Raw genomic sequence first — 21569 nt, 5'->3', positions numbered from 1 at the left:
AAGGTAAGTCCGAAGGTTAATCGCGAATCGCGACCTCGTCCCTCAAGGGCGACAATAGGTGTATGACTGATTTTCCAAGCTTGAACGATGCAGCGAACATGACCGATGCGCAGTGGAAGCGTATCTTGACGCCGATGCAATACCACGTGCTACGCGAGGCGGGGACCGAACGCCCCTTCACGGGAGAGTTGCTGGGGGAAACTCGTGACGGCGCGTATCACTGCGCGGCGTGTGGTGCCCAGCTGTTCGATGCGAGCACCAAGTTCGAATCGCACTGCGGTTGGCCGAGCTTCTATCAGGCGAAAGACGCGTCGACGACCGAGATTGAAGACCGCTCGCACGGCATGGTCCGTACCGAGGTTCGTTGCTCGAACTGCGGTTCGCACCTCGGTCACGTGTTCCCGGATGCGCCGAATCAGCCGACGGGCAACCGCTACTGCATGAACTCTGCAGCGCTCACTTTCCTGCCCGCGGGCGGATGATGCGCGGTGCCATCGCTTCCTTCACAGTCGGGGCTGGACAGGGTTCCCGCTCAGTTTTTCATCGTCGGTTCGGCGCTGATCCAGTACGTTGGCGCAGCTATTGCAATCGGCCTGTTTGCACAGATGTCGCCTGCTTCGGTCGCATGGTGGCGAGTTTTAGTCGCCGCGAGCATCCTGCTCGCGTGGCGTCGCCCGTGGCGTGAAAAGTGGAGTCGCAAAGATCTTGTGACGTCCATGGTTTTCGGTGTGTTCATCATTTCGATGAACTCCACCTTCTACGAAGCCATCGCTCGCCTCCCGCTTGGTGCGGCCGTGTCGTTGGAATTCTTGGGCCCCGTTCTGGTTGCGATTTTTAGGGGACGAGGCCCAGCGCCACGCATCGCCGCCCTCCTTGCGTTTGCTGGGGTTGTGTCGATCTCTGGGCTTGGGTTGGACCTTGATGCGCCCGGCGTGAAGGCTGGTATTGTCTGGATTCTGTTGGCGGCGACTGCGTGGGCTGGCTACATCATGGTCGGTCAGAAGCTTGCGTCGAAACGGTCGGCGGTATCGAATCTGGCAGCGTCGCTCGGTTGGAGTGCGCTGTTCAGTTCGGTTGTGTTGGCTCCCGGTGGCGTCGGAGGTTTTACGTCTGCGCACTTGTTCGGGGCGCTCGTCGTGGTGGGTGTGCTGTCGACGGTAATTCCGTTTAGTTTAGAAGCTTTGGCGATGTCGCGTGTCAGCGCAGCAACCTTTGCCCTGTTTACGGCGATGCTTCCGGCAACGTCGACGATTGTGGGTGCGGTGATGCTCCGTCAGCTCCCAACGCTGGGTGAGCTGGGGGGACTCGTGCTGATTTCCATTGCAGTCTGGATTGCATCGTCCCCGCGCTTCCAGCGCTGAAGCGTAGTTCTGGCCGGACTTACGGTTCCCGGTTCTGGCTGACGTGCACGCGGGTTGCTTTGTGATGGGCTTGGGTCCGAATTTCGGCGGGGGATTTTTCTTCTTTGAACCAGTGCGTCGCAGGGCGCGCCCAGCTACGTCCGAAGTCCGATGAGCGAGTTGGCGTCACGCAATTGGAGTGCCGTCGCCATGGCGTTTCTGCGCCCCTTGATGCGACGAGTCATCTCTATGAGGAGAATGCGGAGAAGCCGACGAAGGGTCGGATTCTAAGAATCTTGGTAGACCCCCAATGTGGAAGGCTAAGGGGTGAGCTATGCGGAAGGCAGGTGCGCACACTGATCTGCAACCATGCAGGTGAAGTGGCATTTGAAAAGCCGACGAAGCAAGTGGTGGTAGGCCCAGGGGGACTCGAACCCCCAACCCACGGATTAAAAGTCCGCTGCTCTACCATTGAGCTATAGGCCCAGCGGTTTCGGTCGCGCCAAAGCGCGTGAACCGCCCAAGATCGTAAAGATCCGTCTCTATTGTAATAAGGATTCTTCTAATGGTTAAATCGTGTTCACCGCGTCGCCCCGCCATGTTGACGCCAACGAAGGCGGAGTCAATCGTCGGCGACGAGGACACGGCGGCAAGTTCCGGCTTGGCGCATTCGAGTGCGTGGGCGCTGATGGGCGTGGGCGATGAGGATTTTGACCGCGAGGCCACGCTTCGTCTTCGGGCTCTTGTCCGGAACCTGGGCGTGGACCAGGTGGCACACCTCTGGTCGCGTAGCCCGGAGTACACTCTGCCGGGTGCTTTGTGGCGACTCTATCTCCTACTCGAGTGGTATGAACGCGAGCCCGGCCTCGTTGATGAGCGATACGTGGACGGGGCGCACGCCGATATTGTTCCGGGACTGGAACACCCTCTGAACTTGCCGGAGTTGGCGGACGTGATGGCGGATGTCGCACGACTGCTGACCGGCGAGCTGACGGACGATGATCTGGAAGATGTCATCACGGACGCGTCGAATGCGATGCGAGTGCTGGCTGCTGGTTTCGGTGGTGGCGGTTCGTGGATCACGGATCCGAATGATCCGCTGGCCTACCCGGTTTCGACGCGTGCGAAGGCGCTTTTGAAGACGGCGGAAGAGCTGTCCGTCAGTGCGCGTGAGGCGCATGTTGGTGCGCTCGAATAGTGAGTCGGCGGGGTACGAGGGCACTGCAAGAGCACAATGCCCGCACGTTGTGATTCTTTGGTGCGTTGAAGCCCTTTTGGCGTGCGAAAACGCCCGCTCAATGACACCATAGAAGGCAGTTCAATGCGCCAACGCGCATAAAGCAACGATGCTTGAAGAGGCCCCCATGTCGAACGACGAACCCACATTCTCTGCGCCCGACGACTCGTGGCCGGGACCGGTCATGCCCGACGAGCGCGATGATGCGCAGAACGCGGACACGACTCAGATGACCAATGGTGTTCAGACCGCTCGGGCAACAGAGATGTTTGTGCCTCCGTCGCAGGCTGGCGGGCTTGTGGGCGTTGAACATGAGGATTCTGAGTATGACGACGATGTGGCCACGCCTCGTATTTTGCTCCCCGCTTTGACGACTGACGTTGATATGTCTGCGCCAATCGGAGAGAACAAGCCACTGCCGAAGGGGCGTTTCGCGGATCGTGAGATCTCGTGGATGGCGTTTAACCAGCGTGTCTTGGAACAGTCGGAAGATCCAACGTTGCCACTGCTAGAACGTGCCTGGTTTACTGCGATTTTCTCGTCGAACTTGGACGAGTTCTACATGGTGCGCGTTGCCGGTTTGAAGCGTCGCATCGCCGCGGGGATCGCGAAGAAGGGCGCGTCTGAGTTGGAACCGCGTCAGGTGCTTGAGGGAATTCAGGCGCGTACGCAGGAGTTGACTGCGCGTCAGGCGCGTGCATTCCAGGACGATATTCTGCCGGCACTTGCTGAGCAGGGGATTCGTTTGGCTCGATGGGATGATGTGTCTGAAGATCAGCGTGCTCAACTCACCCGCTACTTCCGTCGTCAGATTTTCCCTGTTCTGACCCCGTTGGCGGTTGATCCGTCACACCCGTTCCCTTACATTTCCGGCCTGTCTTTGAACCTCGCGGTTGTTGTCCGCAATCCGCTGACAGGCAAACTGCACTTCGCGCGCGTGAAGGTTCCCCAGTCGCTTCCGCGCCTGATCAACGTGGATTCTGTGATCGGGGGTGGGCCTGCGGAATCGTATGTGGCGACTGATGAAGGCACGACGTTCATCACGCTCGAAGACGTGGTGCGCGCGCACCTTGAGCACCTGTTCCCCGGTGTTGAAATCGTTGAAGCTCACGGGTTCCGAGTGACGCGTAACGAAGATCTTGAGGTCGAAGAGGACGATGCTGAAAATCTGCTGACGGCGATGGAGGAAGAGCTTCTGCGCCGTAAGTTTGGCCCGGTTGTACGCCTTGAAGTTGAGGATACGATTTCATCGTTCGTCCGTGACTTCCTGATCGAAAAGCTTGAGATTTCGCCGGCTGACGTGGTCAGCGTTCCGGCTCCGCTGGACTTGACGCTCTGCAACGAATTGCATGATCTGGATCTAACGGACTTGAAGTACGCGAAGTACGTGCCGGTGACTGCCGCTGGCTTGGCGGAGTTCGAGTCGGCGCGTGCGGGTGATATTTTCGCTCAGATCCGCTCGCATGATGTTTTGCTACATCATCCTTACGATTCGTTTGCGACGTCGGTGCAGGCGTTCATCACCCAGGCTGCCCGTGATCCGAACGTGCTGGCAATGAAGCAGACGCTGTATCGCACCAGCGGTGATTCGCCGATCGTGTCGGCGATGATTGAAGCAGCGCAATCCGGCAAGCAGGTCGTTGCAATTGTTGAGATCAAAGCCCGTTTCGACGAGGAAGCGAATATCGGCTGGGCGCGAAAACTGGAGCGTGCGGGCGTCCATGTCGTGTACGGCATGGTCGGCTTGAAAACGCACTGCAAGCTCTCCTTGGCCGTCCGCCAAGAAGCCGACGGTCTGCGTCGCTACTGCCACGTGGGTACGGGTAACTACCATCCAAAGACCGCGCGTGGCTATGAGGACCTTGGCCTGCTTACCTGCGATCGTGAGGTCGCTCAGGACCTGACCCGCCTATTCAACCAATTGTCCGGGTATGCGCCTCGTTCGACGTTCCACCGACTGCTGGTTGCTCCGCTGTCGATTCGCGATGGGCTCATTGAACGCATCAACACCCAGATCGCGCGCAAGAAGGCTGGTGGCGAAGCGTGGATTGGTATCAAGGTGAATTCCGTGGTCGACGAGGCCGTGATTGACGCCCTCTATCGCGCTTCACAGGCCGGAGTGAAAGTCGACGTTCAAGTTCGAGGCATCTGCGCGATCCGTGCCGGAGTTCCCGGCTTGTCTGAAAACATACGCGTCCGCTCGATCCTTGGTCGCTACCTGGAGCACTCGCGTATTTACGCGTTCGGGGTGCCCGGTGAGGAAGAAGTGTGGATTGGCTCTGCCGATCTGATGCACCGCAACCTGGATCGTCGCGTTGAAGCATTGGTTCGCATGAGCGACCCCGACCAGGTTGAGTATCTCGCAAACCTGATTAGGCGCGGCGTTTCATCGAAGACCTCATCGTGGGCGCTGAAGAAGAGCGGAAACTGGAAGCGTCATCAGGTGAACAAAGACGGCTCGCCCCTTGTTGATCTGCAAGTTGAGCTGATGGAGGCGGCCTCGTCGCGCGTGATCGGGCGGTAACGCAAGGGGGTGGCGCGGGTTCGCTCGACGAGGATCGCGCCCTGAAGTTGAGCCAGCAACTCGGCGTGGTCGCTTGGCGGGCGCGCAACTGCTGTGTGATCTCCGTTGATTCAGCGGGTGGGGCGCCGTGCCGGTAGGCTAAGGGGGTGTCTCGTTCGATTCGCCCGGCTCCAGTCCCGACGCGCCTTGTGCGCGCTGCGGGAGCTTTAGTGTGGCGTTTCGTTGATCCCGAGCGCCGGGGCGTTCCCGGGCAGGTGATTGTGCCCGAGGACATTGAAGTCCTCATGGTTCACCGTCCTCGTTACAAGGACTGGTCGTGGCCGAAAGGTAAATCGGAAGCGAACGAACCGATCATCTGCGCCGCCATCCGCGAGGTCGAAGAAGAAACTGGCGCCTCCGTTATTTTGGGTGCTCCGCTGACAACTCAGCGCTACCGGCTTGGCTCCGGGCAGACGAAGGAAGTTCGCTACTGGGTGGGCACGCTGGCCGACGATGACCGTCGCACCGGTCTTGACACGTCAACGATCGCCCCTATGGCGACTGCTACGCCGATTTCTGCGCCAGTGTCTACACCGGTGAAAGTTCGTATTTCTCCGGCTATTTTTGCGAACCGCAAGAAGGGGCAGGCTCTCAAACCGGCTCCTGTGCCTACTCACATGCCCGAACCCGCGGACAAACAGCCAGTCGTTTCGCCTGTACAGCTGTCGCAGCCCTCTGCTATTTCTCGCGTTCGCACTCCCGTGAAGCCAGCTCCGGCCAGCGAAATTGATGAGACACGCTGGGTGTCACCCGATCAAGCCGAGCAGATGCTCACCCGCCGAGGTGACCGGCGATTACTCCAAGAGCTCGTTGCGCGAGCGGAAGAAGGCAGGCTTGTTACCGTCACGTTGGGCCTCGTTCGCCATGCGAAAGCGGTGTCGCGTACTCAGTGGGCAGGCGATGAGGCCTCGCGCCCGTTGACGCGCTTGGGTGTGCGACAGGCGATGGGCTTGGTTGATGTTCTCAGTGCGTTTGGGATTGAGCGCGCCGTGTCGTCGTCGTGGATTCGTTGTCAGCAGACGCTTGGCCCGTGGGCGAGCGTCGGCGGAGGCCGGGTTGAGGTTCGCGACGAGCTCACGGAAGCTGCGGTTGCGGCTGATCCCGCGTCGGCTTCGGCGGTTGTTGCGCAGTGTGTGCGCCAGACGAACGCGGTTGTTGTGTGCGCGCATCGACCGACAATTCCGGCGCTGTTGGATCCGATCCGTGCGGTCACGCCTTCGACTTTGTTGCGCTTGTTGCCTTCTGAGAGTCCGTGGCTGACAACCGCGCAGATGCTGGTTGTGCATATTTCGCATGCGTCGGGTCGTCCTGAAGTGGATGCTATCGAGACGCATGGTACGCGTACGAAGGATCTTCTGGGGCTCTAGGGGCGGCCAACTTCGTTCAGCGCGTTTTTGGGTCGGATTGCTGTTCTCGGATGCTTGGGTCTGATTTTCTCCGATAGGTGCCGTCGTTCAAGACTGCTCGGATTGTTATTGAGTTGTTCAGCAACAGTCGTTTGACGTTCGACTTACGCGAAACGTAGTCGAAACCACGGTGAGTAAACAGGTTCGTTGCAGTGAGCGTTGAACCCATGACACCGGCATTCGTTGTAAGAAAAGACTCGATCTGTTTCCGAGAGTCGACTGGAAGCAGGGATTACCGTCAATTGCGTCTTTCTAGGTGCAGAAGCACCCACTTATCAACAAGCGTGAGGTTCTCATTTTTTTATCCACAATTTCTTTTCAGTCCACTCGCACCCACGTGCGCCGAGCGGAACACTGATGGCAACGACAGGCGTCGTCGTGAAACCCACTTCTCGCAAAGCTGATCGCCAAGTTGGTGGGTTCCATATGTATTCCCATCAGTTGAAAGGAATTTGATGATGGTGGATTCTTCTGTGCCTAGGGTGGCACACTACTCACGGCTGAGGTCTATCTTAGCCTCTCTTGTAACGATGGTGGTTGTGTGTGCCTCGTTGACTGCTTTGGCTCCTGCTTCTGTTGCTGCGGGTTCGTGGGTTCGTGGTGTGCCGATTGCTGGATTGTCTGGCTGGTTGGGGACGTGGATTCCCTATAGTGGTCAGCCGGTTCCTGGTTTGTGTATTCAGGCTGACGCAGTCAATCCTGCAGCAGAGGTGGTCGTGACACCCGGTCAGTTGACGGTTCAACCTTCTTTGTCTCGTCCGGCTGATTTGAGTGTTGATATTGCGCAGATGGCGTACATCATGAAGTGGTATACGCCTACTTCGCTTGAGTTTTCGAATACCGATGTTGATGCGGCTGCGACTGCTTTTCTTGCTCACGTGAATTTTGAGAACTCGCGTCGTGCTCAGGCGAATGTGAATACGCTTCTTGCTTCCGTTCCCGAAAGCATTCAGTCTCGTGCTCGTCAGATGGTTGCTGAAGCAAAAGCGGTCGGTGTTGTTGGGTGGAAACCTGGTACGGTGACGGGTGAGCGTATGCGCTTTGGCACTATTGACGGCATTGGTGTTACTAATGCTGATGGAACTCTGATCGCGGGCAAACCATTCACTATCACTTTGAACGGTCCGGCTGTCTTCGAAGCGACTGGGACGAACACCTATACGGGAACAACTACCGCATCGCGTATTGATGGTATTCAATGGCGTTCAACAGCGAACGGCACGGTTCACTCGAGTATTAAGTATGACAATCTTGGATACTCTGCTTTGGGATATGCCTCTTCTAGGGGGGTGCGCCAGGATGTGATCTGGTTCGACAGTTCAAGCCTGCGTTCTGAGACGGTTGCGGGTCCGTCGTTTGAGGTGATTTTTGATTTTCAGCCGATTGCTACGTCCAATGTGGGTTCGTCTAAGGTGATTGATTCTCAGACGTTGTCGGACACGATCACTGCCAGTGCTGACCCGAATTATGGTGATGGTAAGTGGCTGGAAATTGATGGCAAGCCGGTTCCGGTTGTGTATGAGGGCACTGCCTATGCGTTGGGCGAAGAGCCGGTAGACCCCCGTGATGAGGTTCCCGCAGATGCTCATGTGGTTGCGACTGCGTCGTTTACTGCTACCGGTCCTGGTGAGCATAGTGTCAATGTTGATGTGGCAGGCTTAGCCCCTGGGTTTTACACGTGGGTGTGGAAGGTTGTCAAGGATGCTCAGCCTGGCACGATTGGTGATCCGGCGATTGACATTAAGGAATTGGTGCACGCCGACTGGCACGACCAGTTCGGGTTGGGTGATGAAACCCTGTCATATCGTTTCAAGGCGAATGTGGATACGAGTTTGTCGGTTCGTACCACCAAGTCGGGCTCGTACCTTGTCGACGACATGTTCGTCACCGAAATGCCTGAGTCTCACCCGAACTTCACTGGTAAGGCTGGGTTTAAGGGTGACGAGCTGACGTTTACGCAGAAGCTTGTGTTTTTCCCTGAAGGCGAAGCGGTCACTGACGAAAACGTTGCGGCCGGTGAGACGATCAGTGAAGTGCAGGTTGATGCTTCACATGGTTTTAAGCCCTCTGTTGGGTCAACCGGGTTCAAGATGAAAGACGGTGAGCCGGGTACGTACGTGTTTGTCACCTCGTTTGCTGGTGATGATCGTGTTGCTCCTTTTACGACCTCTGTTACTGATAAGAGCGAGCAGTATGTTGTTGAGGCTAATCCGCCGACGTTGAAGACCACCGCGACCGACAAGGTGGACGGCGATAAGACTCTCGCTTCTTCGGGCCTGGTGACGATCACGGACAAGGTGTGCTACACGAACCTGAAACAGGGCAGGGAATACGCCCTGTCGGGCACGTTGATGGATAAGGCTACTGGTGGGCCGCTGATGGTTGAGGGCAAGCCTGTGACCGCTTCCAAGACGTTCACCCCAGGGCAGGCTGATGGGTGCGAAAACGTTGATTTCACCATCGACGGCTCCATGGTGGTCGGCAAGACCACCGTCGTGTTCGAACGCCTCGAACACGACGGACAAACCATCGCTGTCCACACTGACATCAACGACGAAGACCAGACAGTGCTCTTTGAAAAGACTCCCACCCCGCCCGAAGAACACCTTGCGAAAACCGGTGCCCAAACACTCTTATTCCTTGCAGGTGCCACACTCTTTGCACTGATGGGCGTCGGAGCTATTGCACTCCATCGTCGCTCTTAAAAGCAATCTACGCCCCAACAGGGGGAGTGCCCGCCGGGGTGCTTCGACCAAGGGTGAAAAAGATTGCTACGAGGTCGCGCACTAAGAACGCCAAGCGATGTTTGAGGTGCGCGGCCTCGTCAATCAGAAGAAGGAAGAGGTGGAATCGACACGGTTGCGTGGACTTCGGCAAGCCTGCGAGCCTCGCGCCTCTTGCGGATCCACGCGGTCATCAACACCGAACCAACCAACGCGATTCCAGTAGAACCAACAATGGGAAGACCTGCAAAACCGGTGAACTCGAAAACCAGAGTCAAACCGGTTAACGGAGCCGCCATCGACGAACCCAAGAAAATCGCAGCGCCAATAAACGCACATGCAGCCACCGATACGCTGGGAACAACCTGTTGCCACACCAAACCAGTCACCGCGCCAATACCGGCACCCAAGGCGACTCCAGGAGTCAGCGTTCCACCCCATGCCCCAGCACGAATCGTCACAAGAGTCGTGAACGTCTTCGCCACAAGGACCAATAGTGCCGTGATCAAACCAGCGCCAGCTAGCCAGCGAGCATCAAACTGCGTCTGAGCACTCGCCTGCCCATTGCCGAGCACCGAAGGAATCACTATCGCAATAAGACCAACAATGACGAACGCCAGCGGAAGTGACCAAAGAAGGTGAGCAGATCGGGGCTTAGCCTGTTCGCACCGGTTAACCCACGTTCGGAACAATTCGCCCAGCGCACCCAAAATGGGTCCCATGATCAGCGCCCAGACGACAAGACCCCACGACGTCTTCAAAGGCTCAACCGAATAAAAGGGTGCAGGTCGATGCCAGCCGGTAGACACCAATACGGAAAGAACAGCAATAAAAGAAGCGGTCGCAACCGCCTTCGGGCGCTTGGACAAAAGCAGAATTTCAAGAGCATAAACAGCGCCGGAAATAGGAATCGAATACACAGCCGACAAGCCGGCACCCGCACCACACGCGACAATAATTCTGCGATCCTCGGCGGACAACCCGCAGTGCGAAGATAGCCAGGAAGAGAGCGAGGCGCTCACTTCACGAGGAGCCACTTCACGGCCAATCGAAGCTCCCATGCCAACCAAGACAATCTGCGTCAGCGCATGCCAGATGGTTCGAAGCGGAGGTAGCGTCTCTCCCTCAACCCCAGCCTTCACGCTGGTCAGCTGAGGATTCTTCTGGAACATCACAGTCCACGAAATAGCCCCTAACACGCCAGCAACAAGCAGGATCAAGGGGCGATGCCATGAAACGGAGGTAGAAACAGAATCAAGGAATGTGCCCGAGTGATGATTCCACACCACTGCCTCGACTCCATGCAGAAGGCGAGTACACAGCCAGCCAACAATTCCGGCGGTAACCCCCGTCGCAAGGGTCGCGCTGATATAGCGAACCCAATAGGGCAGGGTAGGCAAGCGGTTGGAAGGCACAGCGGGTCAGGCCATATGGTCGTCGATGCGTCGAGCGATGCGACCAAACACTTCGTTGAGCACGGTGATCTCTTCTACGCTCAGGTCGTTCAGTACGATCTCTCGAACGACCTCACGGTGCACGTCAGCAGCCTTTTCGAAGAACTTCTTGCCAGCATCCGTCATTAGAATCAGGCCACCACGTCCGTCACCCACGCACGTCGTGCGCTCCACGTATCCGCGAGAGACAAGCCGATTTACAGTGTGTGTCAGGCGGGAGGGGCTGAATACAACCTCATGAGCCAAAGCGGAGGGGCGAATGCCTTCATCGCCAGCTCGTGCCACCTGAAGGAGCACGTTATATTCGGGCTGAGTCACGTGGCACTCCGCCTTCAGCGCGGCTTCGATAGCGTTCGTCAGACGTGCCGTGGTCACGAAATACGTTTCCCACGCGCGTCCGCGAGCATCGCGTCTCATGATCATCCCTTCAGTGGCGTTTCAAAGTCAGCAAACCCAGGCCAATGCGAGGCTTCTTGGTCTGAGGCAGCGTCCGTGGCCACCTGAGACGCAAGGTCTCAACTATATCCGATTCAGAAAAGTTATCGAGTATAGGTGAATCATTCTCTGGCTGAGAAACGGCGGAATCTCACGGTTCGTCATGTGAAGTGTGAACAGAAAGTGCCAAACGTCCAAAAAGATCACGTACGCCTCGCTCAATCCGATCGGCACGTTTCGCTGTCGAAGACTCCTCCGACATTCCAGCGTGAATGAGGACGAACCGCATCCTGCGACTTGCGTGCCATGAAGACTTGACCACCCAGACCGACAATTGCCTTCTTTACAGGACCGTGACCGTAGTGTTCAAAGTGCTCGTGGTACAGGGGACCATGTGTTCTGGCGACCAGAAAACACTGTTGTGGAAGAAACAGTCACCGTAATAGGCGACCTGTACAGTAATTTCGAGGGAGCGAATAGGGCCGTGCCATACAAATGGAGCAATTCCGTCCAGTGGGCGTGGAGTGGAAGTGAAACCGTGCAAAGGCGTACGTACGGAATTTACCGTGCCAATCGACATCATCTTCGCTCCATCAACGGCGTAGAAGAGCGTAGTTTTCAATGGCCAACGGAATACCGTTGCGAATATTTTTTCCGAACCACGGGTAAACCGAATCTGTATTTCCGTGACTCATCATCAGGTCAATTCGACCACCTGACATGTATTGCGCCATTGCGTAGTCTTCGACATTTTTGGTGGGGTTGTTGGTTGTAATCAGAGTCGGTGATGTCTGCGACGCTCATGATTCCAAACTGCAGGGGTACTCTTTGTTCTTAGCTGAGATCCAATGTGGTACAACGATCAACTCAATTGAAGTTGGTGGCAGATTTTCTCCTGTGCGCTTCGTCTCTAGGGTTACGAGGTCGACCCCACTGAACAAAACACCCCTCTTGGTTCACGCGTCGGAGAGTTTTGGTCAATTAACTCTCGCTTCTAGTCTTACTTTATAAGTATTCAATTTCACTATTTAAAAACGGTTGCGTCGGTTCTTTCTTATTTATATTCTGTCCGGAGACAATTTGATTGTCTCCGGACAATAACAATCGAACATCAATGAGTGAATAGGACCCCTTATGAAGAAGACGCACGTCGTTCTCGTTGACGATATTGATGGAACTCCTGCAAAAGACACCGTTACATTCTCATTCCAGGGTGTGACCTACGAAATTGACCTCTCGGAAGAACACATTTCTGAAATTTCCGCTGATTTTGAAAAGTGGATTTCTTCATCGCGCCGTATCGGTGGTCGAGCAATCCGCGGTTCACGCGTGGCCTCGTCGGCAGCTCTGTCGCGCGCAGGTGAAATTCGCGCATGGGCCACAGAAAACGGAATCCAGGTTTCCGACCGTGGGCGCATCCCCGCCGACATCGTCGCGAAGTTTGAGAGGGCTCACGCCTGAGATAGGTCCTTGGGGTCTATGACAACACCCCTCGAAGATGGAAGAATGACGTCATGACATACACACTGGTGCTGCTCCGCCACGGCGAGAGCGAATGGAATGCAAAGAACCTCTTCACCGGCTGGGTTGACGTGCCGCTCTCCGAAAAGGGCCGCGCCGAAGCCGCACGCGGTGGCGAGTTCCTCAAGGAATCTGGCGTTCTGCCGGACCTCCTGTTCACCTCGATGTTGCGCCGCGCAATCATGACCGCGAACCTCGCACTCGATGCTGCCGATCGTCACTGGATCCCGGTTGAGCGCAACTGGCGTCTGAACGAGCGCCACTACGGTGCTCTTCAGGGTAAGAACAAGAAAGAAATCCGCGACGAATATGGCGAGGATCAGTTCATGCAGTGGCGTCGTTCCTACGACGTTCCGCCACCGGCAATCGAAGCTGGCTCCGAATTTAGCCAGGACACCGACCCGCGTTACGCAGGCGAGCCGATCCCGATGACCGAATGCCTGAAGGACGTCCTTGAGCGCCTGCTCCCGTACTGGGACGGCACCATCGTCCCGGCAATCAAGACCGGCAAGACCGTCATGATCGCCGCACACGGCAACTCGCTGCGCGCCATCGTCAAGCACCTCGACGAAATCTCCGACGAGGACATTGCAGGCGTCAACATCCCGACCGGTATCCCGCTTGTTTACGAGCTGGATGAGGAAACCCTCAAGCCGATCAAGAAGGGTGGCACCTACCTGGATCCCGAGGCAGAAGCAAAGATTGCTGCTGTCGCCAACCAGGGCAAGTGAGCATCTAGATAGCTGAACGAGTGGGGCGGATCCGCGAAAGTGGATTCGCCCCATTTGTATTGTGCTGATTTGAATCCACATGTGAAGTAGATCGCGGGGGTGGACCGAGTGCCGCCCCTCGTGAGTGGCTTCGGCCCGCCAGCGCCTAGTCGGGTAGGAAACGGGTGCAAATGGTAGACTTGTATTCGCTAGTCGCATATCTGCAGGGAGCTCTCATGACGTTCGAAATTGGTCAGACGGTCGTTTATCCGCACCACGGTGCAGCCACGATCGAAGAGATCTCTACGCGCACGTTGCGTGGTGAAGAGATCACGTTCTTGACCTTGCGCGTCGAACAGGGCGACATGACCATTCAGGTTCCCGCAAATAACGTTGACCTTGTTGGTGTGCGTGAAGTTGTCGGTGAAGATGGGCTGGAAGAGGTTCTGAAGGTTCTTCGTGCCCCCTACGTTGAAGAGCCCACCAACTGGTCCCGCCGGTTCAAGGCAAACCAAGAGAAGATCGCAACCGGCGACATCGTGAAGGTCGCTGAAGTTGTTCGTGACCTGACGCGTCGCGACGATCTGAAGAAGCTTTCCGTTGGTGAAAAGCGTACCCTGACCAAGGCTCGTCAGATCCTCTGCTCTGAACTTGCGTTGGCGCGTAACATCACCGAAGAACAGGCAGCTGCTCGCCTTGACGAAATCCTCGCCGAAGGTCGTATCACCCCTGAAGACACCGTAGACGCTGAGTGACCTGACCCGTCACACTTCGGATCCTCAATGTCAACCGCTCTTGCAGTCCTGACAGCAGCAGGCTCCGGCACCCGTTTGGGGGGTGACGGTCCCAAAGCTCTTGTTGAGCTTGCTGGCACTACTCTTCTTGAACGATCCGCCCGCGGGCTAGCTCAAGCTGGTGTTGCAGGCATCGTCGTGACAGCTCCCGCCGATCAGGTCGATACCTTCGCCACTTACTTTCCAGATGGACGTATCACGCTTACAAGCGAGCAGGGCGAATCCTGTTCAATACCTGTTCTTGTCGTTGCCGGATCATCCGCATCGCGTCAAGCCTCAGTTGCCCTCGGACTGGATGCGTTAGAAACCCTCACCGAAACCCACGGGATGTGCCTTGACGCTTCAACCCCCGTCCTTGTTCACGACGCCGCGCGAGCTTTGACTCCGCCAGACGCGATTCGTCGCGTCATTGCAGCCGTCACGCTGGGATACAACGCTGTTATCCCGGTTCTGCCAGTGACCGACACGCTCAAACAAGTTGGCGACTCCACCGCGTCAGCACACCTCGGCATCGGACTGCGCCCGGTGATGGCAACCATCGACCGTTCCGCCCTTGTCAGCGTGCAGACACCTCAAGGATTCGCGTGGTCCACCTTGCGCGAAGCGCACGAGTCCGCCCGGACTCGTGGAGCAAATGAACGTACAGCGGCGACCGATGACGCGGGTCTTGTGGAAGACGCGGGTGGCCAAGTGATGACAGTCCCTGGCGACCTTCTCTCCATGAAAGTCACAACCCGGCTCGACCTTGCGCTCGCAACACTTCTACTCGATCAATCCTGAAAACTGCCAGCTTGCCTGCCACAGCGGGGTAAGAAAGATGCCCGGTGTGGCCTCGTCAATGAGGGACTAGAACGGGGACACAAGGCAGATAATGCGACCAACTTGCACGTCCACGAAACGTTCAAGAAATCAAATTTCGCTCCTCTTCGTGTTAAGTTCCAGATGTCAGCAACACTGACAGCGCCCAAAGCAGCGGACGTATGTCCGAGGAGAAACGAATGTCATCCACCCCGAACACCCCAGTGGCATCAAAAGAAAAAACGAAAATCCTGACGCGCCCCGTCATTGAATGGGCAGCGTGGGACTGGGGGTCGGCAGCGTTCAACGCTGTCGCCACCACTTTCGTCTTCTCCACCTACCTGACCAGCGATGGGCTGTTCACCGATGCGGGCACCGCGAACTCGCACCTGTCGATCGGGTTGACGGTCGCGGGCCTCATCATCGCTCTTCTCGCGCCGATTACCGGCCAGCGCGCAGACCGTCGTGGTAAGGGCGGTGTCTGGCTCGGCTGGTTTACCGGCGCGGTTGTCCTGTCGATGCTCGCCATGTTCTTCGTCGCCCCCGAATCGTCGATCGGGCCGAACGCGTCGCTCTGGCTCGGTATTTCACTGCTGGGCGTCGGCAACATCTTCTTCGAGTTCGCGTCCGTGAACTACAATGCGATGCTCAACCACCTGGCTGACAAGAAGGACATGGGGCGTATCTCCGGCCTTGGCTGGGGAGCCGGCTACGTTGGTGGCATCGTCCTGCTACTCATCCTCTACGTCGGCTTGATTGGTCCGAACCTGCTGGGTGTGTCCACCGACAACGGTCTGAATATTCGTATCGCGATGATCATTGCGGCACTCTGGTTCGGTCTCTTCGCCCTGCCGGTCGTGCTGCACCCGCCGAAACCGTCGGTCCTGCACCACGATGATTCGAAAGAATCTCTGCTCGACTCCTACCGTATGCTCTGGCAGACCGTGAAGGGCCTGCACCGCGAAGCGCCGCACACACTGTTTTTCTTGCTGGCTTCCGCCGTCTTCCGCGACGGCCTGGCAGGCGTTTTCACCTTCGGTGCAATCCTGGCAAAGTCCGCGTTCGGTTTCTCCGCCGGTGACGTCATGGTCTTCGCAATCGCCGCGAACGTCGTGGCGGGCCTAGCTACCATCGGCTTCGGCGCTCTCGACGACAAGATTGGCCCGAAAAAGGTCATTATCTTCTCGCTCGCTTCGATGGTCGTTTTCGGTCTGGGCGTCTTCTTCTTCCACGCGCACGGCTCGATCGTCTTCTGGAGCCTTGGCCTGTTGCTCTGCATCTTCGTCGGCCCGACGCAGTCGGCATCCCGTTCGTTCCTCGGCCGTATCATCCCCGCAGGTCGTGAAGGTGAAGTCTTCGGCCTGTACGCGACCACCGGCCGCGCCGTCTCTTTCCTGGCGCCGTTCATGTACGGCGTCTTCCTGAAGATCGGCAAGGCGCAGTCCACCGGCGGCGACTACACCTACTGGGGCATCCTCGGTATCATCCTGATCCTCGCCGTTGGCTTGGTCCTGACCATCCCGGTCAAGGCAGACGAGGCACACTTGGAGCACCTCGAAAAGTAATGGGGGAGTAGCGGGCTGACTCTTTCTGCCTGCTCGCCTCTGTTCTCTTCCCGATTCTTGAGGTGCGCTTGTCGCGGGGGATCTCGACCGCCGTTTTCTTCGCGGGTACTCACCCGCGGTTTCCCCGTGACCTCGTTCGTGCTGGCGAACTACTGAGCCCGAACGACGAGCGCAACCGCTGTTGCTGCCAAGCCGTCGCCTCGTCCCGTAAACCCAAGCCCGTCCGTCGTCGTGGCGCTGACGGAAACGGGGGCGCCGACGATCTCGCTCATCCGCTGGCACGCTTCGGGTAGACGCGCAGCCATGCGAGGCTTTGTGCCGATCACTTGCACGGTCGCATTACCGATGTGCCAGCCAGCTTTGCGCGCCATTCGGCATACCTCGACAAGGAATTGTTCGCCGGATGCGCCCGACCACTCGGGTCGACTGGTCCCGAACACGCTTCCCATTTCGCCCAGGCCGGTCGCCGCCAAAATCGCGTCGCACACTGCGTGAGCTGCAACGTCGCCATCAGAGTGACCCTCCAGTGGGGTTTCGCCCGGCCACTCCAAACACGCGAGCATGAGAGTTTTGTCGGGCAGATTCCCACACTCGTCTGCGACTGCGAACGCGTGAACGTCGATCGCTTGGCCAACGCGGAAGGGGACGGGAGTGGAGTGAGCGGTGTCAGTCATGCTTCAAGGCTAGCCGGTGCGACGCGGATTTGGGACGGAGCTCGCACGACAGCCTGACCCCGATAGGATCGGCGCATGCGGTACATTTCGACTCGCCAATCTTCGGCCGACAACGCGCGCTCGTTCAGCGACATCCTTCTTGAGGGCCTCGCTCCCGACGGCGGCCTCTACATGCCTGAAAGCTACCCGCAACTGGGCGCGACAGACCTCGAAGAACTCAGTCGAGTCCTCGCAGATGAAGGCTATGCGGCGCTCGCTGCCCGCGTTCTTGAACTGTTCATTGACGACATTCCCTCCGAGCACCTGAAGGCGATTACCGCTCGCGCCTACCGCACGCCCGCGTTCAGCGACCCGGCGATCGTTCCGGTTACGCACCTCCAGTCCGGAGTCTGGGTGTCGCACCTGTCGAATGGCCCGACGGCAGCGTTCAAGGACATGGCGATGCAGTTGCTTGGCGAACTCTTCGAGTACGAGCTCGACCGCCGTGGAGATTGGCTGACGATTGTGGGTGCGACCAGTGGTGATACCGGCTCTGCTGCCGAGTACGCGCTACGAGGCCGGAATGCCCTGTCGGTCGTCATGCTTACTCCGGCCGGACGCATGACAGCATTCCAGCGCGCGCAAATGTTCTCTCTGCTGGACGACAACATTGTGAACGTCGCAGTTGAGGGCGTATTCGATGACTGTCAGGACTTGGTGAAGACGGTCAACATGGACCCTGACTTTAAGGCGAAATGGCATCTGGGCGCGGTTAACTCGATCAACTGGGCGCGCCTGCTCGCCCAAGTTGTGTATTACGTCGCGACCTGGTTGCAGGTGGCACGAGGTGCGGACGGTGGCCTCGACCTGGATTGCCGAGTGAACGTCGTCGTTCCCTCGGGCAACTTCGGCAATATTTGCGCAGCCCATGTGGCGCGACAGATGGGTGTGCCACTGGGAACGCTTGTTGTGGCCACGAACGAGAACGATGTTCTTGACGAGTTTTTCCGCACCGGTGTCTACCGCGTTCGTTCTTCGGCTCAAACACTGGCAACCTCGTCGCCGTCGATGGATATTTCGAAGGCATCCAACTTCGAGCGCTTTATCTTCGACCTGCTTGGTCGCGACGGGGAGCGTACCGCTCAGCTGTTCGGCGAGGTCCTGAACTCGGACGGCTTCTTCGATCTGTCCGGCACTGAAGAATTTGCCGCCCTTGGCGAAAACTACGGCTTCGTGTCGGGCACCTCAAACCATGCTCACCGCCTGGAACAGATTCTCTTCACCGAAGAAAACGACGGCTACCTGCTGGACCCGCATACCGCGGACGGCATGCACGTCGCACGCCAGTGGGCACCGCGCCTGGGCGGGCCGACCGTCGTCATGGAAACTGCGCTTCCCGTGAAGTTTGCCGACACGATCCGCGAGGCAACCGGCCATGAACCCACCGTTCCCGCCCGATTCGCCGATATTGAGGGTGGCGAGCAACGCGTCGTGAGCCTGCCGAACGACGCCGACGCCCTGCGTGCTCTGATCGAAGAAAAGATCACGCCCAGAAACTGAGCTTCCGAAACGCCTGTCCCCTGTGCCACCCCGCCCTTTCGTCGCGTTACGCAGTCCTAAAAGTGGAGGCGGCCTCGTACCGTGGGAGCCGACGCGGGTAGCATGGCACTATGACGCTTCACCTGTACGACTCGAAGTCCGCCACCCTGCAGCCACTGGTTCCTGTAAACCCGGGGAAAGTGGGGATTTACCTGTGTGGCGCGACGGTGCAGGGTGCGCCGCATGTCGGACACCTGCGCGCGGCCGTCGCGTTCGACTCGCTGATTCGTTGGCTGAAGCGCAATGGTCTGGACGTCACTTACATCCGTAACGTCACCGACATTGATGACAAGATCCTCAACAAGTCCGCCGACGCGGGCGTTGAATGGTGGGCGTGGGCGCAGCGTTTCGAGCGCGAATTCACCGAAGCGTATGCGACCCTCGGTGTTCTGCCACCGACCTACGAACCTCACGCGACCGGGCATATTCCGGACCAGATTGACTTGATTAACCGCCTGATCGAGCGCGAGCACGCCTACGCCGACGGCCAGGGCAACGTCTACTTCTCCGTTGCCAGCCAGGACGATTACGGGTCGCTGACCCGCCAGAAGCTCGACGACATGCGCACCACCGAAGACGAGGCGCAGATCGACGCCGCCGTGGAAGCGGGCAAGCGCGACCCTCGCGACTTTGCGCTCTGGAAGGCAGCCAAGGCAAGCGAGCCGGAAACTGCGGCTTGGGATTCTCCGTGGGGACGAGGCCGCCCGGGCTGGCATCTCGAATGCTCTGCGATGTCGCGGCGCTATTTGGGTGACGAATTCGATATTCACGGCGGTGGAATCGACCTGCGATTCCCGCACCACGAGAATGAACAAGCGCAGTCACACGGAGCAGGTTGGGGATTCGCGCGCCTCTGGGTTCACAACGCGTGGGTCACCATGAAGGGCGAAAAAATGTCGAAGTCGCTGGGCAATGTGCTCTCCATCGACGCTCTGACTGCAGAGCATCCGGCTGCTGCCGTTCGGTGGGCGCTTTCGACCGTTCATCACCGCAGTGGAATTGAGTGGGGCCCTGAAACCATGCCAGCTGCTGCCGCTGCATGGGCGAAGTTTTCCGCCTTCGTGGAACGCGCGATTGCGATTGCAGACGAGGTTCCCGCTTCCGAAATTGCACTGCCTGCGTCCGAACTACCCGAGGGCTTCGTGACCGCAATGGACGATGACCTGAACGTGGCCGGAGCGCTTGCCGTCATTTACGAGCACATGAAGGCCGGCAACGTTGCCATCGAAGCGGGCGACACCGAAGCGGTCCGACGTGAACAGCAGTTGGTGCGCTCCATGCTTGATGTCATTGGACTTGACCCCGCATCCGAGCAGTGGCGAAGCGGACTAGGCTCCGCTGGAACAGCTGGAGGTGCGGGATCTGGCGAACACGACGCGCTCGACACCCTCGTTCAGGCCGTCATCGAAGAACGTGCGCAGGCTCGCGCCGAAAAGGACTGGGCGCGCGCAGACGCTCTTCGCGACCGCCTCGCGAACGCAGGAATCGAAGTCGCTGACGGGCGTGATGGAGCAACCTGGAAACTCGCCTGACCTTCCGTTGATCGCAGGCACGTTTCTCGCGAGGAATTGCCAAGGCCGATAATCGGAGCGAAAGCTGGAAATCGCTGGCGTTCTCGGCCTCGTCAATTGGTGAACAAGAGAAAGTGCGCCGTGATACCTACCGCAAATGGCGATATCGTGCGGGAAAACAGTCGGGGAGCCGATAGGCTTGCTATCTGAACTGCTCGCCGGGAGGCGAGACCAACGAACGATAGGTGAAACTCATGGCGGGAAACGACGGTCGTCGCGGCGCAGTGCGCAAACCCGGATCGAAGAAGGGCGCGAAAGTCGGCACCGGCGGGCACTCGCGTCGTAGGCTCGAAGGTAAGGGGCCGACCCCGAAGGCTGAAGACCGGACCTACCATCCCGCGTACAAGCGCAAGATCCAGCGGGAAGCACGCGAAGCTCGGGAAGCAGCGATCGCGCGCGCACGCGCCAAGTCATCCATCAAGGTCGCACCCGGCCACGAACTGATCGCCGGTCGCAACCCCGTCGCCGAAGCTGTCCGCGCCAACGTGCCGATTGAACGTGTCTTCGTGCTCGACAATGTGAAAGACGACCGCGTCGAAGAGGTCATCCGCCTCGCCACCCACATGGGGGCCCCTGTTTTCGAGGTCACCCGTCGCGACCTCGACGTCGCAACTGAGGGCGCAGTCCACCAGGGCGTAGCCGTTGAGGTGCGCGGATACGAATACTCGCACGTCGAAGACCTGATCGTCGGATCCTTCCAGAAGGTTGGAACGCCCCTGCTGGTCGCGCTCGACCAAGTGACCGACCCGCACAACCTGGGCGCAGTTCTCCGTTCTGCCGGAGCATTTGGTGCCGACGGTGTCATTATCCCGGAACGTCGCTCCGCAGGTGTCAACACCACCGCGTGGAAGGTCTCTGCTGGCGCAGCCGCCCGAGTTCCCGTCGCGCGTGCAACCAACCTGGTCCGTGCCCTCGAGGAATGCAAGAAGAACGGTATGTTCGTCATCGGCCTTGACGGCGGGGGAGACGCGTCGTTGCGCGGGTTGAAGCTCGCCGATGCGCCGCTGGTCGTTGTCACCGGCGCCGAAGGGGCGGGCCTGTCCCGCCTGGTCCGCGAAACCTGCGACCAGATTGTGTCCATCCCGATCTCGTCCGCGGTCGAATCGTTGAACGCCGCCGTCGCAACCGGCATTGCCCTGTACGAGGTCGCCTCCGTCCGCGCGGAGGCTGCCACGGTTAAGTGAGGTAACCGTCAACTAC

Annotated in this window: 18 protein-coding genes and 1 tRNA gene; 14 read left to right on the top strand and 5 right to left on the bottom strand. The window is 58.2% G+C overall.

Annotated elements, in window-relative coordinates; all coding sequences use genetic code 11:
* Window positions 1-62 precede the first annotated feature (62 nt).
* Both msrB and QP442_RS01215 read left to right on the top strand, forming a co-directional pair.
* Complete coding sequence (gene msrB, locus QP442_RS01220) at window positions 63-482, top strand: peptide-methionine (R)-S-oxide reductase MsrB (protein ID WP_103633163.1); 420 nt, start codon at window positions 63-65, stop codon at window positions 480-482.
* A gap of 6 nt (window positions 483-488) precedes the next feature.
* On the top strand, window positions 489-1361 hold the full coding sequence (locus tag QP442_RS01215) for an EamA family transporter (protein ID WP_103633162.1): 873 nt from the start codon (window positions 489-491) through the stop codon (window positions 1359-1361).
* A 390-nt stretch (window positions 1362-1751) separates the two neighbouring features.
* On the opposite strand, the gene QP442_RS01210 is transcribed toward QP442_RS01215, so the two are convergent.
* A tRNA-Lys gene (locus QP442_RS01210) sits at window positions 1752-1826 on the bottom strand.
* Between the two features lie 79 nt (window positions 1827-1905).
* Between QP442_RS01210 and QP442_RS01205 the strand changes: the two genes are divergently transcribed.
* From QP442_RS01205 to QP442_RS01190, 4 genes are all read left to right on the top strand, one after another.
* Entirely contained in the window at window positions 1906-2538 is a 633-nt protein-coding gene (locus QP442_RS01205; RefSeq protein ID WP_103633161.1) for a hypothetical protein, read from the top strand.
* 166 nt (window positions 2539-2704) lie between these two features.
* Window positions 2705-5101 (top strand): RNA degradosome polyphosphate kinase, encoded by a 2397-nt coding sequence (locus QP442_RS01200; RefSeq protein WP_103633177.1) that lies wholly within the window; start codon window positions 2705-2707, stop codon window positions 5099-5101.
* Between the two features lie 209 nt (window positions 5102-5310).
* Window positions 5311-6507 (top strand): NUDIX hydrolase, encoded by a 1197-nt coding sequence (locus QP442_RS01195; protein WP_181002166.1) that lies wholly within the window; start codon window positions 5311-5313, stop codon window positions 6505-6507.
* Window positions 6508-7085: 578 nt separating this feature from the next.
* Window positions 7086-9251, top strand: coding sequence for a VaFE repeat-containing surface-anchored protein (locus QP442_RS01190; protein WP_285069515.1), 2166 nt, complete (start codon window positions 7086-7088; stop codon window positions 9249-9251).
* 119 nt (window positions 9252-9370) lie between these two features.
* Here the strand turns inward: QP442_RS01190 and QP442_RS01185 are convergent, their stop codons facing one another.
* The 3 genes from QP442_RS01185 to QP442_RS01175 all read right to left on the bottom strand — a co-directional run bounded on the left by QP442_RS01185 (window position 9371) and on the right by QP442_RS01175 (window position 11934).
* The gene (locus tag QP442_RS01185) at window positions 9371-10684 is read right to left on the bottom strand and encodes a chloride channel protein (RefSeq protein WP_103633159.1); all 1314 of its coding nucleotides are present in this window, start codon (window positions 10682-10684) and stop codon (window positions 9371-9373) included.
* Between the two features lie 6 nt (window positions 10685-10690).
* Complete coding sequence (locus tag QP442_RS01180) at window positions 10691-11140, bottom strand: MarR family winged helix-turn-helix transcriptional regulator (protein ID WP_006680730.1); 450 nt, start codon at window positions 11138-11140, stop codon at window positions 10691-10693.
* Between the two features lie 611 nt (window positions 11141-11751).
* Window positions 11752-11934 carry an LLM class flavin-dependent oxidoreductase gene (locus tag QP442_RS01175; protein WP_336619946.1) on the bottom strand — a complete coding sequence of 61 codons (183 nt, stop codon included), beginning with the start codon at window positions 11932-11934 and terminating at the stop codon, window positions 11752-11754.
* A 358-nt stretch (window positions 11935-12292) separates the two neighbouring features.
* Here QP442_RS01175 and QP442_RS01170 point away from each other — a divergent pair, with 358 nt between their 5' ends.
* The 5 genes from QP442_RS01170 to QP442_RS01150 all read left to right on the top strand — a co-directional run bounded on the left by QP442_RS01170 (window position 12293) and on the right by QP442_RS01150 (window position 16546).
* On the top strand, window positions 12293-12619 hold the full coding sequence (locus QP442_RS01170; protein WP_006680732.1) for a histone-like nucleoid-structuring protein Lsr2: 327 nt from the start codon (window positions 12293-12295) through the stop codon (window positions 12617-12619).
* 53 nt (window positions 12620-12672) lie between these two features.
* Window positions 12673-13410 (top strand): phosphoglyceromutase, encoded by a 738-nt coding sequence (locus QP442_RS01165; RefSeq protein WP_006680733.1) that lies wholly within the window; start codon window positions 12673-12675, stop codon window positions 13408-13410.
* Window positions 13411-13625: 215 nt separating this feature from the next.
* Window positions 13626-14144: a CarD family transcriptional regulator gene (locus QP442_RS01160; RefSeq protein WP_103633157.1), complete on the top strand. Its 519-nt coding sequence runs from the start codon at window positions 13626-13628 to the stop codon at window positions 14142-14144.
* Between the two features lie 27 nt (window positions 14145-14171).
* Window positions 14172-14963, top strand: a complete 792-nt coding sequence (locus QP442_RS01155) for an IspD/TarI family cytidylyltransferase (RefSeq protein ID WP_006680735.1) — start codon at window positions 14172-14174, stop codon at window positions 14961-14963.
* 218 nt (window positions 14964-15181) lie between these two features.
* Window positions 15182-16546 carry an MFS transporter gene (locus QP442_RS01150; RefSeq protein WP_006680736.1) on the top strand — a complete coding sequence of 455 codons (1365 nt, stop codon included), beginning with the start codon at window positions 15182-15184 and terminating at the stop codon, window positions 16544-16546.
* Between the two features lie 149 nt (window positions 16547-16695).
* On the opposite strand, the gene ispF is transcribed toward QP442_RS01150, so the two are convergent.
* Window positions 16696-17220, bottom strand: a complete 525-nt coding sequence (gene ispF / locus QP442_RS01145) for a 2-C-methyl-D-erythritol 2,4-cyclodiphosphate synthase (protein ID WP_006680737.1) — start codon at window positions 17218-17220, stop codon at window positions 16696-16698.
* A gap of 75 nt (window positions 17221-17295) precedes the next feature.
* Between ispF and thrC the strand changes: the two genes are divergently transcribed.
* From thrC to rlmB, 3 genes are all read left to right on the top strand, one after another.
* Window positions 17296-18759: a threonine synthase gene (thrC, locus tag QP442_RS01140; RefSeq protein ID WP_285068019.1), complete on the top strand. Its 1464-nt coding sequence runs from the start codon at window positions 17296-17298 to the stop codon at window positions 18757-18759.
* A 110-nt stretch (window positions 18760-18869) separates the two neighbouring features.
* Window positions 18870-20330, top strand: coding sequence for a cysteine--tRNA ligase (cysS, locus tag QP442_RS01135; protein ID WP_103633154.1), 1461 nt, complete (start codon window positions 18870-18872; stop codon window positions 20328-20330).
* A 233-nt stretch (window positions 20331-20563) separates the two neighbouring features.
* Window positions 20564-21553, top strand: coding sequence for a 23S rRNA (guanosine(2251)-2'-O)-methyltransferase RlmB (gene rlmB / locus QP442_RS01130; protein ID WP_219585616.1), 990 nt, complete (start codon window positions 20564-20566; stop codon window positions 21551-21553).
* Window positions 21554-21569 lie beyond the last annotated feature (16 nt).

Source organism: Pauljensenia sp. UMB1177 (genome assembly GCF_030217965.1).
Classification (GTDB): domain Bacteria; phylum Actinomycetota; class Actinomycetes; order Actinomycetales; family Actinomycetaceae; genus Pauljensenia; species Pauljensenia turicensis_A.
This window is presented reverse-complemented; position numbering and strand designations above follow the sequence as displayed.

What these genes read in the sequence shown, in the direction of transcription:
- msrB (WP_103633163.1), top strand. Translation starts at nt 63, where the DNA reads ATGACTGATTTTCCAAGCTTGAACGATGCAGCGAACATGACCGATGCG.
- QP442_RS01205 (WP_103633161.1), top strand. Translation starts at nt 1,906, where the DNA reads ATGGTTAAATCGTGTTCACCGCGTCGCCCCGCCATGTTGACGCCAACG.
- QP442_RS01200 (WP_103633177.1), top strand. Translation starts at nt 2,705, where the DNA reads ATGTCGAACGACGAACCCACATTCTCTGCGCCCGACGACTCGTGGCCG.
- QP442_RS01180 (WP_006680730.1), bottom strand. Translation starts at nt 11,140, where the DNA reads ATGAGACGCGATGCTCGCGGACGCGCGTGGGAAACGTATTTCGTGACC.
- QP442_RS01170 (WP_006680732.1), top strand. Translation starts at nt 12,293, where the DNA reads ATGAAGAAGACGCACGTCGTTCTCGTTGACGATATTGATGGAACTCCT.
- QP442_RS01165 (WP_006680733.1), top strand. Translation starts at nt 12,673, where the DNA reads ATGACATACACACTGGTGCTGCTCCGCCACGGCGAGAGCGAATGGAAT.
- QP442_RS01160 (WP_103633157.1), top strand. Translation starts at nt 13,626, where the DNA reads ATGACGTTCGAAATTGGTCAGACGGTCGTTTATCCGCACCACGGTGCA.
- QP442_RS01155 (WP_006680735.1), top strand. Translation starts at nt 14,172, where the DNA reads ATGTCAACCGCTCTTGCAGTCCTGACAGCAGCAGGCTCCGGCACCCGT.
- QP442_RS01150 (WP_006680736.1), top strand. Translation starts at nt 15,182, where the DNA reads ATGTCATCCACCCCGAACACCCCAGTGGCATCAAAAGAAAAAACGAAA.
- ispF (WP_006680737.1), bottom strand. Translation starts at nt 17,220, where the DNA reads ATGACTGACACCGCTCACTCCACTCCCGTCCCCTTCCGCGTTGGCCAA.
- thrC (WP_285068019.1), top strand. Translation starts at nt 17,296, where the DNA reads ATGCGGTACATTTCGACTCGCCAATCTTCGGCCGACAACGCGCGCTCG.
- cysS (WP_103633154.1), top strand. Translation starts at nt 18,870, where the DNA reads ATGACGCTTCACCTGTACGACTCGAAGTCCGCCACCCTGCAGCCACTG.
- rlmB (WP_219585616.1), top strand. Translation starts at nt 20,564, where the DNA reads ATGGCGGGAAACGACGGTCGTCGCGGCGCAGTGCGCAAACCCGGATCG.